Raw genomic sequence first — 15,242 nt, 5'->3', positions numbered from 1 at the left:
CTCGTTTAGTTTTTATGCGAACGAGGATCGATGCGTCAGGTCCGCGTGGCGGCTAACGGCGACCACGCCGCAAGGGCCAAAGCCCTTCACGCTCCAGACTGACCGGAGACCGATCACTGAAGCGAGGCGTCTGCTTCCCGCCCCGCCTCTTCGTAGAGCTGGCGGCGGCCCGACTTGTCTCCCTCCAGGATGCGATGGGCGAACTCTGCGACCCGCGTCGCCACGCCGCGCGGCACGACGATCACCCCGTCGCCATCCCCGACTACGACGTCGCCAGGGCGTACCAGCACGCCGCCAACGACGACCGGCATGTTCACGCTCTCGATCTCGTTGCGCCCGGGCCTGATCCCCCGCCCCGGGCCGCGATAGTAGAGCGGGACCTCCTGGGTGATGATCTCGTCCGTGTCGCGCGCCGTGCCGTTCGTGACGATTCCGACCGCGCCCGCCAGTTGCCATGCCAGGATGTTGTACGAGCCGATAGAGCCGACGTCGGCCCGCGGTGCCTCATCGAGGACGAGCGCCGAGCCTTCACGGATCAGCGGCACGAAGGGCTCCGGCGACCTCTCGTTGTACCAACTACCCTCCCAGGCGCGGTAGTCGTCGTAAGATAGATCGCCACCCTCAATAGGGTTCTGCGTCGGCACGTAGCGGGCAGTGACCGCGATGCCGATGAACCGGTGCGCGTAATCGTCGGTATCCTTCCACAGCGGCGCGATCTCGGGATCCATCAGCCCCGTGTCCGGCAGGCCGACGAAGTCCATCCCGTCCGAGACGTCGGCGACGCGCAGTCCCTCGAACGCGTCCAGGATCGCTCGGTCCTCGTCCGCCGTGAAGACTTCAGTCGGCATGAAGCTCTGCCCGCTACGATCAGCTTCTTGCTGAGCGTTTGCGGCGCCGAGCAGGGCAAGGACGGCAGCCCCTGTGCGCAGGGTCAAGGTCACCAATCGATCCTCCCGAACTTGTTGTTGCGGACGGCTTACCGACCCGGCCCCGGTTCGGCCACAGCGTCGCTCATGTGGAGCTGCGCGGACGTTTCGGCATCGAAGGCCGCCTCGATGTCCCCCAGGGGGGAAAGCATCAATCCGCTGGTTCGGCCCGAGGCGAGACGCGCCATTACGGCTGGGTTGATCGGTACCGCTGAGACCCCGCCTGGGGCGGCGGGGCGGAAGTCGATCACCGTTTGCTCGACGACGCGGTCACCTTCTGCCAGCACCTCGCGGATCCGAACGAGGCCGTTATCGGGGTCGTCGCCGTCCGGTGGCGGCGACAGAGAGCGTGTCGTCAGTGTCAGCAGACCCCAGCCCCGCACCCCCGCAAACGCCTCTGACGGAAAGTCGAGTCGCGTGACGACACCCTTTCCAACTGCGAGCTGCGGGGCGCGTGAGCCAGCCTTCAGGTCCGCTGCGACCGATCGGGGCCAGACCGCCGGCGGGGGCAGGTGAGGCCGGTAGGCGAGCGGCATGCCGAGGTCCGGAGGCGCGTCGCGCGGATCGATCAGCTCGGCCGTGATCCAGTCCACCTCCAAGCGGTAGGTCCGCGTGCCCCAGTCCATCGCGGCGATCTGAACGAAGACCTCGTCCTCCTCGCCGGGAGAGAAGCCGTCCGTGGTCATCGAGACCTCGTACCAGGTGCCAGCCTCGGCGAGATCGTACTCCTTGAGGTGCGAATGGAAGTCCGTCGTGCTCGTGTGATTGACGTGCATGTTGATACGGCGTGGAGCGGAGTCCGTCCGGACGCGTGCAGTAATCCGGACCGCCCGGTCGCGCATCGCGGTCACGTGCAGCGGCGGCGCGATACGGTGGCGCATGATCGCCCACCAGACGTTCCGCTCATCCGCAGTCGCGTCGATCTCTAGCACGCCGACGCCGTCCTTAGCTGCGAAGGCGGCGACTGCCTCGCCCGAACCTGTCTGGGTGGTCCATCCATCGGGCGCGTCATCGAAGTGATCGATCCAGAAAGCGTCGGGCGTGGCCCTCACGGCGGGCTCGGACATAGCTGCGTTGCCTAGAACGATGACGACCGCGCCAAAGCGCGTGGCGAGTGATCGAATGGCCATTCTTCGATACCTATGTGGAAACGACCGCTTCACCACCTTGTCAAAGCAGCACCGGCCCGTCGCCACGCTTGCGCCGTGAAGTAGGCAAGTCGCGACGACGAAGGCCAAGCGTAAGGTCCACGCGAGAAGTCATGAGGGCCGAGCGTTGCGCCGGGGAAGAGGCGTGGCGGCGGCAGCGTAGAGGGAACCCGGCGGCGGTGATGCTGTTTGCGTCCTTCCGGAACCTGCGCTTCCGCCCGAGCCAGACGAAGGTTCGCTCAACGATCCATCGGCGGGGCTGGATGACGAAGGCCGACTCGCTCCGTACGCCTTCGACGATCTGAAGCGGGACCGGACTAGTTTCGAGTTCAGGGGCAGCAAGTATGCCCCTGCCGCAGGTGGGACAGAGCCAGTTGGTGAACCCGCTGAACCACTCAGCGAACTGCTTGCGGTCACTTGGCATCAGCTACCAGACCCGCTCGATCCCCGCGAGATGGTCGAACGCTTCATCGCGCGTGACCACCTGTCCGCCGGCAAGGTCGATGGCGGTCGCGGCGATGATCCGGTCCCATGGGTCGCGCTCCTCCCATTCAAGTTCCGCTGCGAGCTGCATGACGGCGACGCTTGGTGCTCGGAAGAGCACACCGAGGTCGAGACACGAGCCGTGGAAAGCGGTCGCGCTGAACGGCATCTTCCCTAAGCAGTGCTTGTTGCCAACCTCGTAGACGGAGGCCGTTGAGGCGAGCAGGAGGTTGCCTCCTTCCTCCATCGTCGCTCGAGCACGCGCCGTCAGCTTCGGTGAGTTGGTTGCGGCAAAGATCAGCGCGTTCGTGTCGATGACGAGGGTTGTCACGACTCAACCCGCTCAACGCAGCTCGTTCTCAAGGTCGCCCTCGAACGCTTCGAGCTCGCCCTCCGTCCAGTCGTCCTCCGCTACAGCGTGAACGGCAACGAGATCGAGGCCCGGCACGCGCGCTAAGAGCGTGCCGAACGCGCGCTTCGCTCTCGGTAGAGGTACTAGCTCGATTACCGGCGTGTCGCCGCGAGCGATAACGACTCGGTCACCGCGCTCGGCCCGCTGAATCAGCTCCGACAGCCGGGCCTTCGCATCGGCGACTCGGACGATGAGGTCGGGCCCGCTCGAGGCTCGTTCTTCGGTGGGGGGTAGAGGTTCGGCAGTCGTCGGCATCGGACGGTCCAGGTTCGATCGATGAATAACCATACCATCTAGAAACGGCTGGACCAAGTGCCTAGACCAAGTGCATAAGCTGCGGCTCACCAGTGATAACAGTCAGGGCCACGTTATCAGATGGTCTTGAGCTATCCCAATCGGTCTGCCTTGGATCGTGAGCCGACCTCACCGGTTAGCCCCAAGCGCCTCAATCGCTGCGTCACAAACATGGCGGTCGGACCACTCAAGAAGAGTAGGCGGTAGCACAAGGACCTTGCAGACTAAGGTCTCCTACTCGCGGCCGCAAAGGCGCAGAAGCGGACATAGCGATCTTTCGCTCCAAGCCCTGCTTCCTGGCTGATCGTCCGGCCGGACCGACGCCGTCATCAGACCGAGAGTTCGCCGAACTCCAGACCGAACCGAGCGAGGTACTTCTTCAACCGGTCCGCGTCGTTCGCGCTTGCCTTCTTCTTGCGAGAGGCCGCGAACAAGACTCGTCCTGCTTCGGAGAGCGTGCGTGACGTCTGGCAGACGCGGATCACGTCAGCGAGTTGGACCAGGTCGAACCGATCGAGCCGCGATGCCGCCTCCGGATCGCCTATCGCGGCTGCAATGACGTCTGCGTCCTCGTCGCGGGCCGTCCCCGCCCATTGCCGCCTGAGGAGGGCGCACTCCTCCTCGACCAGGCCTTTGGTGACGCGGCCGCGCTCGGCCAGCGTCGCCATGCGGCTGGCGGAGGCGGCGAGGTCGCGAAAGTTGCCGCTCCACGGCGCGGCAGGGTCGGTCGCAAAGCGCAAGTAGGCCGCGCGGGCGTCGGCGGCGAGCGCGATCTTCCCGCCCGCCTCTCTGGTCGCCTTGGTCAGCTCCAGCTCCAAGTTAGCCTCGATGTCTTCCCGCCGCTCGGCGAGGCCGGGCAGGCGGAAGGTCCAGAGGTTGAGACGTGCGTAGAGGTCGGCGCGAAAACTGCCGTCCGCCACGAGGCGAGCCAAATTCTCGGAGGTACCCGCGATCAGCTGGAAGCGGCTCTCGCTCGGTCGGTCCGCCCCCAGCGGGTAAAAGCGTCCCGTCTCCACCGCGTCGAGCAGCAACGCCTGGTCGTCCGGGCCGAGCTGCTCGATCTCGTCGAGGAATAGGACGCCTTTGTCCGCGGCGCGCAACAGCCCGCGGCGCTCGGAGGCGGCGCCGTGCCAGCCGCGCTTCTGCCCGAAGAGTTGCGGGACCGTCTCCTCGCCGCGAAGCGTCGCGCAGTTCAGCCGCACGAACTCGCCTTCGACGACGTGCCGCGCCCGCTTCAGCTCGTACAGGCGGCGCGCCAGCACGGACTTCCCCGCGCCCGTGGGTCCGGTCAGCAGAAGCGGCGCGGTCGAGCGAACGGCGACCTTCTCCATCCGGTCGATCATCGCGCCGTAGGCCGCGTTCCGCGTCTCGATTCCGCCACGGAGGAAGCTCGTCCCCTCCTCCCGCTCCGACTCGAAGCGCTGGGCGAGCCGGTCGTACCGGGAGAGGTCGAGGTCGATGATCGAGTAGTTCCCCGGCAGGGCCTCCTTCTTCGCGGGCGGGCTGGACTGGATCAGCTTGCCAGGGATGTGCCGGCTCTCCGCCAGCAGGAAGGCACAGATCTGGAAAACGTGCGTGCCCGTGGTGAGGTGGATCAGCGTGTCGTCGGCGGCCGGGTCGAAGTCCCTCTCCCGTGCGAAAGCGGAGAGCGCCTCGTACACCTCCTCGAAGTCCCAGGGGTCGCGCGGGTCGAAGAGCACGCGCTCGACCTCGGTCTCCGGCGAGACGAGGGCGATGTCGTCGGCGAGGAGCTTCGAGAGCGTCGTGGCGCGTCGGCCGTAGAGAAGGATCGTCCGCTCGATCAGCAGGTCCTCGTGCTGATGCAACGACACGGTCGGACGCCAGCGCGACCAGCGATCGGGGCCCTTCCCGACGTCGAGCGTCGTGCCGATGGCGGAGATGAGGACGTGTCGCTTCATGGGTTGGGGCGCTGGTTATAATATAAGATAAGAGACGATCTTCAAAGATAGCATAGCGTTCGGAATGGACTCGGTCGATTGCTCGTTATCAACATGATAACAGTATATTAGCTAGAATTGCACTTTCCGGTTTCGTCGCCCCGAGCGGTCGGTCATCCTTCATTAGTCGGCGGTTACGGGACAAGGCGGGGCGATCCGGCCCCGCGCCACCGACGGGATCGGGGCGTCGGTGATGTCGCCTCGGTCCCATCCCACCCGAAGGAGACCAGGATGATCGCGGAAGTCATGAACGTGCCGGGCGGGCGTCCGGTGAAGATGTGGACGGACGGCGTGCCGGTCGACGAGAAGGCGCGCGAGCAGCTGCGGCTGACCGCCTCCATGCCATTCATCGCGGGCCACGTCGCAGTCATGCCCGACGTCCACGTCGGCAAGGGATCGACCATCGGCTCGGTCATCCCGACTAAGGGCGCGATCATTCCGGCAGCAGTCGGCGTCGATCTCGGCTGCGGGATGATGGCCGTACGGACGGACCTCGATGCGTCGGACCTGCCGGACAACCTGTCGGCCCTCCGATCGGCCATCGAGAAGGCGGTGCCGCACGGGCGGACCGTCGGCCGGGGGAAGCGCGACAAGGGCTCGTGGTCGGATCCGCCCGCCGAGGCCGATGCGGCCTGGGGCAAGCTGCACGATCGCTTCGAACGGATCGTTGAGAAGCACGGGCGCCTGCGGAGCACCAACAACCGCAAGCACCTCGGCACCCTCGGCACCGGCAACCACTTCGTGGAGGTCTGCCTCGATCAGGACGACCGCGTCTGGTTCATGCTGCACTCGGGCAGCCGCGGCGTCGGCAACGCGATCGGCATGCACTTCATCGCGCTCGCCCAGCGGGAGATGGAGCGGCACTTCATTCAGCTGCCGCACCGCGACCTTGCCTACCTGGTCGAGGGCTCGGAGCACTTCGATGACTACGTCGAGGCGGTCGGCTGGGCGCAGGACTTCGCCATGGCGAACCGCGTGGTGATGATGAAGCGCACGGTCGAGGCCGCCCGCAAGGCGCTCGGCCGTCCTTTCGAGGCAGAGCTGGAAGCGGTCAACTGCCACCACAACTACGTCGAGCGGGAGCGGCACTTCGGCGACGATGTGCTGGTCACCCGCAAGGGCGCGGTGAACGCATCGAAGGGGCGGATGGGCATCATCCCCGGCTCGATGGGGGCGAAGTCCTTCATCGTCCGTGGCCTCGGCAACGAGGACAGCTTCTGCTCCTGCTCTCACGGGGCAGGCCGGGTGATGTCGCGGACCCAGGCCAAGCGCGAAGTCTCCATGACCGAGCACGAGGCGGCGCTCGCGTCGGTCGAGTGCCGCAAGGACGAGGGCGTGCTGGACGAGACCCCGCGCGCCTACAAGGACATCGACGCGGTGATGGCGGCGCAGTCCGACCTCGTCGAGATCGTCCACACCCTTCGGCAAGTCGTTTGCGTGAAGGGTTAATACTGACGCAGCCCTCTTTATCGGGCTGCGTTCCTACGACGGCCGCAAGGGGGCGAAGATGATCACCATCGACGGTAGCGAGGGCGAAGGCGGCGGACAGGTTCTACGCAGCGCGCTGAGCCTGTCCGCCTGCACGGGGCAGGCGTTCCGCATCAAGAATATCCGTTCCGGACGAAAGAAGCCGGGACTGATGCGGCAGCACCTGACCTGCGTCCATGCGGCCGCTGCCGTTTGCGGCGGCAAGGCCGTCGGCGGGCAGCTTGGCTCGACGGAACTCGCCTTCACGCCGGGTGAGCCGCGCGGCGGCGAGTTCGCCTTCGACGTCGGCACCGCCGGCGCGACGACGCTCGTCTTTCAAACCTTGCTGCCCATCCTGCTCGCCGCCGACGAGCCGAGCACGCTCCGCCTGTGCGGCGGCACGCACACCATGAGCGCGCCGACGCTAGACTTCGTCACGCACGCCTTCCTGCCGCCGCTTCGCGCGGTAGGAGCAAGAGTCGACACCTCCCTCGTCCGCCGCGGCTTCTACCCCGCCGCCGGCGGCGAGTGGACGGCGACCATCGCGCCGCTCGATGCACCCGCCCCACTCGATCTGTGCGAGCGGGGCGCCATCGTGAGTGTGACCGCGGAGGCGCTGCGGGCGAACCTGCGCAGCGACATTTGCGAGCGAGAGATCGCCGTCCTTCGCGACGCGCTGGCGCTAAGCGAAGACGCCGTGCGGCACGTCACCTGCGACGGCCCGGGCCCGGGCAATGTCGTTCAGGTATACGCCGAGCATGAGGCGCATACGGAGGTCTTCAGCGAGCTCGGCCGCTACGGCGTGAAGGCAGAGACCGTCGCCCGCCGCGCGGCGGACGAGGCGCGCGCCTATCTTTCCGGAGATGGTACCGTGTCAGAGCATCTCGCCGACCAGCTGCTTCTGCCGCTGGCACTGCTCGCTGGAGGACGCTTCACCGCCACCGTGCTATCCTCCCACTTCCACACGAACGTCAGGACGATCGGGACGTTCCTCGACGTCGACGTTGAGTTCGGTGCGCACGCGCAGAGTCAGATGGTACAGGTCGGGAAAGGCGTCGTCTGACCGATATCCATTTATAAGTTATCACGTCGATCGCTTCGTCGGGCCCCGATCTTGCACCGCATGTCGCGGGAGAGATCGATGGATCAGGCAAGACCGAGGGTCGCCGGTCAGCGAACGCCCTGGAATTAGGGCAAGCTGGTCGGCCAGAAGTCGCCGCTGAAGGCGCAGGCAGTTTGAGAGATCCGGGTCCGTCTGAACATGGCGAGCAAGGTACGCGACCGCGCGCTCTTCAACCTAGCCCTCGACAGCAAGCTACGCGGCTGCGACCTCGTGTGCTTGCGAGCCTCGGACGTCTGCCGTGGCACCGAGCCCCTCGCCCGCGCTAAGGTGGTGCAGTCGAAGACGTCGTCTCCCGTCCAGTTCGAGCTGACCGAGCCGACGCGGAAGGTGATCGCAGCATGGGTCGAGCGGAAGGGCCTGAGGGCACATGACTGGCTGTTCCCGAGCCGCAAGAGGAAGGGTGAGCACCTGCCTACCCGGCAGTATGCCCGGCTCGTCCAGGACTGGACCGAAGCGATCGGCCTGCCTTCCTCCGCCTATGCCACCTACTCGCTGCTCCGAACGAAGGTCACCCTCCTCTACCGCAAGACCGGCAACCTGCGAGCCATCCAGCTACTTCTTGGTCACGCAAAGATCGACAGCACGGTCCGCTACCTCGGCGTCGAAGTGGAGGACGCGCTCGCGATGTCAGAAGGGCTTGAGCTGTAGCTGCGTGGGCGCAGTAGCCGACACTATACCGACGAAGAAGAGGTCGAAACGGGTTCGAGTGCTTGCTCCACCCCGCAACCCTATCTCTTAGCCTGTTCTACGGCATGAAGCAGCGACTTACCGATCCGGCCTGAGGTCACGATAGTAAGCGCCACAGCGTTAGACTGGCGGAAAGCGCCGCAAGCACGGCGAGGTTCGAGTCCTAAGCGGCATGCAACTTTTAAGCGCGCAGGTACAAAGAACACGCCAGCGCCGATCAGTGAACGCTCTGGAACAAGAGCTCTGTGGTTGGGTAGAAGTCGCGCTGTAGGCGCAAAAACGGCCGTTACAACGGGGGCTAGAGCCTAGGCAATCCTGCCCCGTCCGAGAAGGTCTGGTTCCCGACCGCGTATAGGGCCGTGCCGAGACAACCTTCGCGCCGGTCGTGCCTCCCGGCCGACCTACCCGGGGGGGAGATCAGCCGACGCTTCTGCACATTGGACGATCCTTCCTTGCCGACGGTCTGCCCATGGCCTGCGATCGTTGGATGAAGAAGAAGCTCGCACTCACCGATCAGGTCCACACACTGCTCTTCGGTCGCGAGCTTGTCGCGACCGAAGAGCACGCTGGTTCGCGCGTCGTCGGCGATGTTGCGGGTTGTTGGTGCTTAGGAAGTCCTTGGGCCTCTCGTCGTTCTCGATCCTTTCCCTGCCGCCGACGCAGCCGTCCGGGATCGTGTTCGTGCTGAAGGTTAGAAGGCTAAGCGGCCGATCCTACGCCCCATACCCGAACAGACGCGGACGGATGGTTCTCGGTGGCAGCTGGGCCGCCGTGTCGGCAGCGCAGGAGCGGCACGACCGAGCGGACCGGGCATGCTGCTACTGCGCTGCCGTCAGGCCAAGGGCTTCCTCATCGAGGACGGCCGCGTCGTATGTGACGCGCGAAGCCGACCGAGCCAGCTTCGCGCGCGCGAGGCGTACGCGAGCGTCCGCGAGCGCTTCTTCTCGCAAGTTCAGTAAGAAGAAGTCGGACGCGCCGGCCGCGAAGCGTCGTTGTTCCGCGGCTCGCATCGTTTCAGCCTGCCTTACTTCCTGCATCGCAAGCTCTAGCAGCTCTCCTGACGTTTCGAGGTCGAGCACGACCTCGGTCAGTTCGGCGAGGATTCGATCACGCGCCAGGCGGAGCTCTTGGTTAGTTCGATCGCGCTGCGCGTCCGCCGCAGCCACTCTTCCGCGTGCGCCTCGCCGACCGAGAGGAAGCTCGAAGCGCAGACCGGCGATGATCTCGCCCTCGTCGCGGCTCAAGCCGCCCTCCGCAACGGGTCCGAAGTCCTGTGCTACCTCGAACACGGTGTCGAGACGCGGACGGAGTTCGTTCTCCGCGAGGGCAAGCGCGAGGCTAGCACGCTCGGCGGCGAGGTTCAGTAGCGCCAACTCGGGCCGTTCGCCCGTAATCGCCGCGACGTCCGGTGTGGCAGCCGGGGCGACCTCCGGCAGCCTCTTGGGAATCTGCGACCTGTCGGGCGTCAGCATGCGCCCCTCTTCCGTCCGCAGGTACAGAGCAAGGTCGTTCGCCGCGAGGGCGAGGTCGCGTCGCGCCGTCGCGGCCAGTTCCCGTCGACGCGTGAGGTTCTGCGCGTTCTCGGTCAGGAATATCGCGGCGCGAGCCCCCCGGCGCACCTCCTCTTCCAGACCTTCGATCCGCTCTTCGGCTAGCTCCAAAAGGTCCTCGTAGACACTGAGTTCCCGCCCACGCGCGACCCATCTGTGGTACGCCAGCAGCGCCTCCCGCTGAACCGCGAGCCTGGTAAGGCGCACCTCGAGTTCCGCTTGCTGGAGGCCTAGCCGTGCCTCTGCGATGCCGGCCCGCCGATCGTCTATCGTGCGGTCGCGCAACAGCGAGAAGAGCACACCGATCTTCGCCTCGCCGCTCTTGTTCGTGTAAGCCTCGTCCTCGTAGATCGGGAACGTGCCGTCGGAGAGCCGGTAGCTCGCGTAGGCCTTCGCGCCGAAGCCACCGAGCGGCCGCTCCACCTTCACCTGGCCGAAGTCGCCGCTGTAGTAGCCAGCCGTGCGCGCCCGTCCTTCCGCCGTGACGACTACGTCGAACGCTCCCCTTGCAGATAAGAGCTCGCCCGCCGCGCCCCTACGCTCGGCGATGGCGGCCAGGACGGCTGGGTAGTGCCGCGCAGCTGAGATGGCTACGTCTTCGGGGTAGAGGGGGGCCTCGGCCTGTGCGTAGGCACGTGACACGGCGAGGGCGAGGACCAGAAGGGCCGCTACGATCCCCTTCATGACGTGGTGCCTGTCGAGTATTGCGGGGGGAAGTTGTTCAGCTGACGCCACAGCTCGTAGCCGAGCCTTACCTCGTCTAGCAGCACCCATCCGCGTGCGGAGGCACCGAAGCGCACGAACTCTGGTCCCGGCCAAGGCGTCTCGTCGCCTTCAGCTACGAGGACACGGAAGCGTCCGTCAGGCTGCGCTGTTGGGTCGATGCTCAGCACGCGTCCTGGGAAGGTCCCCACGGCAACTGATGGCCAACCGGAGAACTGGACCGCGGGCCATCCTTCGAACTCCAGCATGACCCGACGTCCCGGTGCCACCAGCGCCACGTCGCGTCCGTCGACGTAGAGCTCGACCACGCGTTCGGCGCCTTCGGGTTGGAACATGGCAACGGGATCGCCGGCGGAGACGTAGGTTGCCGAGGCGCCACCGTTTATCCGGAGGATGGTGCCCTCCCGAGGCGCCCTCACAGTCTGAACGGACTGCCGCGACAGCTCCGTCTCCTGCCTCTCGATCGATGCCTCAGCAGCAGCGAGGCTCGCACGCATGTCCTCGACCCGGATCGCCGCCGCTTCGAAGTCCCGCCGTGCGGCGAGGCCATCCTCGAAGAGCCCCCGCGTACGTTCGAGATCGATCTGCGCGGTGCGCAGCGCCGCCCGGGCGGCATCGCGGCCGGCCGTCAGCTGCTCGCGTTCGCGCGAGAGCCGCTCGATCAGTTGCGGATCGTTGTCCGCGATCCGCACGATCGGATCACCCGCCGCCACCCGGTCGCCATCACGAACGTACCAGCGGTCGATACGACCGGAGACAAGGGCGTTGATCTCCTGCACGCGGTCGTTCGGGTCTCGCGTCGACACGACACCTGGACCGCTGGTCGTCTGCACCCAGGGGGTGAAGGTGAGGAGCAGCACTAACATCGCGACGGCGAGCGTCAGCATCAGCGCAACGGCGACGATGAGGCGCGGAGGCCGTATGGAGGCGAGCGTCTGGAAGTGGCCGATATGTTGGTCACGGAATGGCATGGATCAGACCGTTTCGAAGGAGTTGGCGCCGGTTCGTTGGGACCCAGTCAAGGCTTCCTGACCGAGCTGCGCTTCCTCGAAGGCGGCGTAGTCGGTGTAGAGGCGTTGCCGCTCGGGCTCGAGGTAGAGGTAGCTGTCCGCTCCGAGATCGTGCGCTCGGTTGGTGAAGACGACAACGGTGCCGCCGCACGCCTGCTTTAAAGCCTCGATGGCGCGACGCAGCATGTGATCGGGAACGGTGTCGTAGAGCTGGTTCAAGATGAGGATCAGCGGCTTGGAGAGGATGGCGGCGGCTAGCTTCAGTCGCATGATCTCGCTGACCGCCAGCGGCCACCCCGTCGAGCTGAGGGACGTGTCGAGGCCGCGCTCGAGGCTCTCGATCACGCCTGCGAGGCCGACGTCGCGGATCGCGTTCAGCATGTCCGATGAGGAAACGCCGTCGCGCGAGAGCGCGAGGTACTGGCGAATGGTCATCTCGACCATGCTCGGCCGGTCCAGGACGACGATCTCCCGACGAAGAACGTGCACCTCCGTCGCTGTAATGTCGTCTCCGCCCAGTGTCAGCGTTCCGCCGCGCGGCTCCTCGAAACGCTTGAGGAGGTTGGTGAAGAGGCGCTGAGTTCCGTGGAGGCTGGCCGCGGCCTGCACGGTCGTTCCGGAGGGAATGACGAAGTCGAGTAAGGCCGGCAGGCCCCGTGCATCGCCGCGCACGCTGTCGAAGACCAGCTCGGCGCTCGTCCGGGAGGGAGGCAGCGTACTGACGAAGTCCTCCTCATCGACGGCCTCGAACAAGGACAACTCCTCGCAGGCGGCGCAGAGGTCGTAGAAGTAGTTCAGGTAAGTCCCAAGCTGCGCGACGCCGTAGAAGGCCGCCGACAGGACGAGCTCGGCGGCGACGAGTTGCCCCAGCGTCAGCTGTCCCTGGATGACCAGCCAACCACCTAGGCCAAGCAACGTCGCATTCGCCGCGGCGTACAGCACGAGGAAGCTTACGGTCTGAGCGAAGTGACGCCGAAAGTGGCGCTTGTGAGCGTCAACGTAGGCAGCCGTGACCTCCTCGGTACGATGCAGGGCGAAGGTCACGTGCCGGTCGGACTTGAAGTAGCCGTTCGACCCGCCAAGCCCCTCGATCCACGCCGCCGTGCGATGCTTCGAGACGCTCAACGCGACCGCCGTCCTGATCGCAGAGGCGCCCCAGACTAGCCAGATCAACCAGATCGCCGCGACGATCACGGCCACGAACACGAAGAAGTAGGGGTGGTAGAACGAGACGAGCACGAACCCGACCGACGCTTGAAGCAGCACGGTGAAGCCGCCGATGACGAGAACCGGAACGGCTTTCTGTACGCCGAGGATGTCGAAGTAGCGGTTGAAGAGTGCGGTCTGGCCCTCGTCGGCGAAGAACGGGTTCTTCGCGTAGACGGTGCGCAAGGCGATCGCAGCCACGCAGCGTGCGTAGAACCGGCGCGCGAAGATCTCGACGAGGTGAACGCGAAGAGCGTTCAGCAGTGCCCAGGTCAGAAGCAGGCCGAAGAGCGCGATCGTCAGCACGGCGAGCGGTGTGGTCAGGCCCGTGTAGGCCACGGTGTTAATGAGGACCTGCACCGCGATTGGCGTTGCCAGCGAGAGCAAGCTGATGCCGACGCCGTAGATCACCGCCAGCCAAAGGTAACGGCGCTCCGGGCTCAGCGTTTGCCAGACGAGCTCTAGAACGCGACGGGCACTCGGGATCTCGTGCTGCACCATGCTAGGCTATCGCGGGGCGAGCAGCCGGCGCCGGAGCGAGCGGACCGGCGGGAATTTGGGTCATAGTCGAGCCTCTCGCTGCGGACCGGAACCTGCCCGCTCGCTGGAGTAGTTGTTGATGGAGTCGACACGCTTCGTCGGCTGCCACCTAGGTGGTTCGGGCTGCTTGCCAACCCTGATAGCCTATTCCTATCGACTGCTGGCATCGCCGCTATCGACCCTCCTAGAGCGGTCGTTCCGCAATCGCGATTCACCGGCGAGATTCCGCCAAACGAGCCTGCGCTGCCGAAGCACCTCAACGGGTTATAGGAAGTTCCTATCGGTCTAGTCGTCTCTGAGTTTACGACCATGTCCTGACCATCGTCTTCGAGCAATGGGAAACGAGGTCTTCATGACATTGCTATCCAACTCACCAGATGCGCGTCGCCCGCTAGCGACGCTACTCGCCGCTACTTCCGTCGCGCTTCCGCTGACCCTATCGCCTGCCTTGGCGCAGACCGACACCGGCGCCCGTTCTTCGCCGCGGCACGTCATGTCGTCGCCACAGCCGACGAAGGCTGAAGTTACCGAACGGACCCGCTCCGTCGAACGCGCCGCGCCGCGAGGCCCGCAGCATCACCCGCATCGCTACGCTCGTGCACAACAACCCGTTGATGCCGAATCTGTAGAGTTCGCAGCACAAGAGGATCCGTCGAACGACGGCTGACCCCTCGGCAACACTGTCCGAAGCTGTCGGTCGCGCGTCACCAGGATACCGACCGACAGCTTCGGAATCAGCGCTCCAGCGACAGGTGCGGAAGCTCCGCCGCGACCGCTGTGACGGCATCCCCCAATGCCTCGTAGGCCTCGTGGTTGCCCGACGCACGGCGCCATCCCAGACCGATCGACCGGTGAAGGCCGGCCCTGGCGGGCTTGAGCACGGCAACGTCCCCCTCCCCTCGGACTTCCGAGGCGACGTAGAGCGCTGGCAGGAAGGTCACGCCCAACCCCATCCCGACCATCTGCCGGAGGGCGTCGAGGCTGGTGCCCTCGTAGTCGCGTCGAAGGGTGGCCTCGTTCTCCTCGCAGAGGCGCAGCACCTGCTCGTGTAGGTGATAGCGGGGGCTAAGCGTCAAGACGTCCAAGCCCTTCAGGTCGCCTGGGTCGAAACGCTCCTGCCGCGCGAGCGGATGGTCGCTCGCGACCGCGAGGAGGAGCGGTTCTCGAAAGAGCCGGACGCTCTCGACCTCCGCCGAGGCGAGCGGCAACTGGGCGAGAACGACGTCGTGCACTCCCTCGATCAACTCGCGCTCCAAATCGATCGGCGGCGCTTCGCGGACGAAGAGGCGAAGGTCGGGATGGGTCGCGTGCAGTCGCCTCACCACGTGTGGCATGAGGTAGGGGCCAAGCGTGGGCTTGACGCCGAGACGAAGCACTCCCGTGAGCGGTCCACGCGAGGCGAGCCCGACCAAGGCGTCGACCCGGTCGAGAACATCGATCGCGGTCGCGGCGACCTCACGACCGACCGGCGTCAGGACGACAGAACCTGAGCCCCTCTCCGCCAACCTGACACCCAGAGACGTCTCAAGCGCTTTCAGCTGAGCGGACAGGGAAGGCTGACTGATTCCGCACCGCTCAGCGGCTTTGCGAAAGCTAAGGCAGGAGGCAAGCGCAGTCAGGTATCGCAGCTGCCGGATCGTCGGGTCGGAGGGCATGCCGTTCATTAGCAAGTGCCAGGCGATAGTACGATGGCCGATAGCGTAAGACTATTACCA

The 15,242-nt window shown here is 65.6% G+C and carries 12 protein-coding genes; 3 read left to right on the top strand and 9 right to left on the bottom strand.

What is annotated here, in order from left to right:
* Window positions 1-113: 113 nt before the first annotated feature.
* The 5 genes from GGQ59_RS14015 to rtcR form a co-directional block, all read right to left on the bottom strand.
* Window positions 114-848, bottom strand: a complete 735-nt coding sequence (locus tag GGQ59_RS14015) for an RraA family protein (RefSeq protein WP_183819690.1) — start codon at window positions 846-848, stop codon at window positions 114-116.
* Window positions 849-976: 128 nt separating this feature from the next.
* Window positions 977-2,056: a hypothetical protein gene (locus tag GGQ59_RS14010; protein WP_183819688.1), complete on the bottom strand. Its 1,080-nt coding sequence runs from the start codon at window positions 2,054-2,056 to the stop codon at window positions 977-979.
* A 445-nt stretch (window positions 2,057-2,501) separates the two neighbouring features.
* The gene (locus tag GGQ59_RS14005) at window positions 2,502-2,888 is read right to left on the bottom strand and encodes a PIN domain-containing protein (protein ID WP_183819687.1); all 387 of its coding nucleotides are present in this window, start codon (window positions 2,886-2,888) and stop codon (window positions 2,502-2,504) included.
* A 12-nt stretch (window positions 2,889-2,900) separates the two neighbouring features.
* Window positions 2,901-3,224, bottom strand: coding sequence for a type II toxin-antitoxin system Phd/YefM family antitoxin (locus GGQ59_RS14000; RefSeq protein WP_183819685.1), 324 nt, complete (start codon window positions 3,222-3,224; stop codon window positions 2,901-2,903).
* A 368-nt stretch (window positions 3,225-3,592) separates the two neighbouring features.
* The gene (gene rtcR, locus GGQ59_RS13995) at window positions 3,593-5,182 is read right to left on the bottom strand and encodes an RNA repair transcriptional activator RtcR (RefSeq protein ID WP_183819683.1); all 1,590 of its coding nucleotides are present in this window, start codon (window positions 5,180-5,182) and stop codon (window positions 3,593-3,595) included.
* 270 nt (window positions 5,183-5,452) lie between these two features.
* Here rtcR and GGQ59_RS13990 point away from each other — a divergent pair, with 270 nt between their 5' ends.
* From GGQ59_RS13990 to GGQ59_RS13980, 3 genes are all read left to right on the top strand, one after another.
* A complete protein-coding gene (locus GGQ59_RS13990; protein WP_183819681.1) occupies window positions 5,453-6,670 on the top strand; it encodes an RtcB family protein in 1,218 nt (405 codons plus the stop codon).
* A gap of 58 nt (window positions 6,671-6,728) precedes the next feature.
* Entirely contained in the window at window positions 6,729-7,751 is a 1,023-nt protein-coding gene (rtcA, locus tag GGQ59_RS13985; protein WP_183819679.1) for an RNA 3'-terminal phosphate cyclase, read from the top strand.
* 198 nt (window positions 7,752-7,949) lie between these two features.
* Window positions 7,950-8,459: a tyrosine-type recombinase/integrase gene (locus GGQ59_RS13980; protein ID WP_221401069.1), complete on the top strand. Its 510-nt coding sequence runs from the start codon at window positions 7,950-7,952 to the stop codon at window positions 8,457-8,459.
* An 857-nt stretch (window positions 8,460-9,316) separates the two neighbouring features.
* On the opposite strand, the gene GGQ59_RS13975 is transcribed toward GGQ59_RS13980, so the two are convergent.
* The 4 genes from GGQ59_RS13975 to GGQ59_RS13960 form a co-directional block, all read right to left on the bottom strand.
* Window positions 9,317-10,732: a TolC family protein gene (locus GGQ59_RS13975; protein ID WP_183819677.1), complete on the bottom strand. Its 1,416-nt coding sequence runs from the start codon at window positions 10,730-10,732 to the stop codon at window positions 9,317-9,319.
* Complete coding sequence (locus tag GGQ59_RS13970; RefSeq protein WP_183819675.1) at window positions 10,729-11,742, bottom strand: efflux RND transporter periplasmic adaptor subunit; 1,014 nt, start codon at window positions 11,740-11,742, stop codon at window positions 10,729-10,731. The genes GGQ59_RS13975 and GGQ59_RS13970 overlap by 4 nt, the downstream gene beginning before the upstream one ends.
* Before the next feature lie 3 nt (window positions 11,743-11,745).
* On the bottom strand, window positions 11,746-13,488 hold the full coding sequence (locus GGQ59_RS13965) for an ATP-binding cassette domain-containing protein (protein WP_183819673.1): 1,743 nt from the start codon (window positions 13,486-13,488) through the stop codon (window positions 11,746-11,748).
* A gap of 773 nt (window positions 13,489-14,261) precedes the next feature.
* Complete coding sequence (locus GGQ59_RS13960) at window positions 14,262-15,182, bottom strand: hydrogen peroxide-inducible genes activator (protein WP_183819710.1); 921 nt, start codon at window positions 15,180-15,182, stop codon at window positions 14,262-14,264.
* Between the last annotated feature and the right edge of the window lie 60 nt (window positions 15,183-15,242).

The organism is Parvularcula dongshanensis (genome assembly GCF_014199615.1).
Lineage (GTDB): Bacteria > Pseudomonadota > Alphaproteobacteria > Caulobacterales > Parvularculaceae > Parvularcula > Parvularcula dongshanensis.
This window is presented reverse-complemented; position numbering and strand designations above follow the sequence as displayed.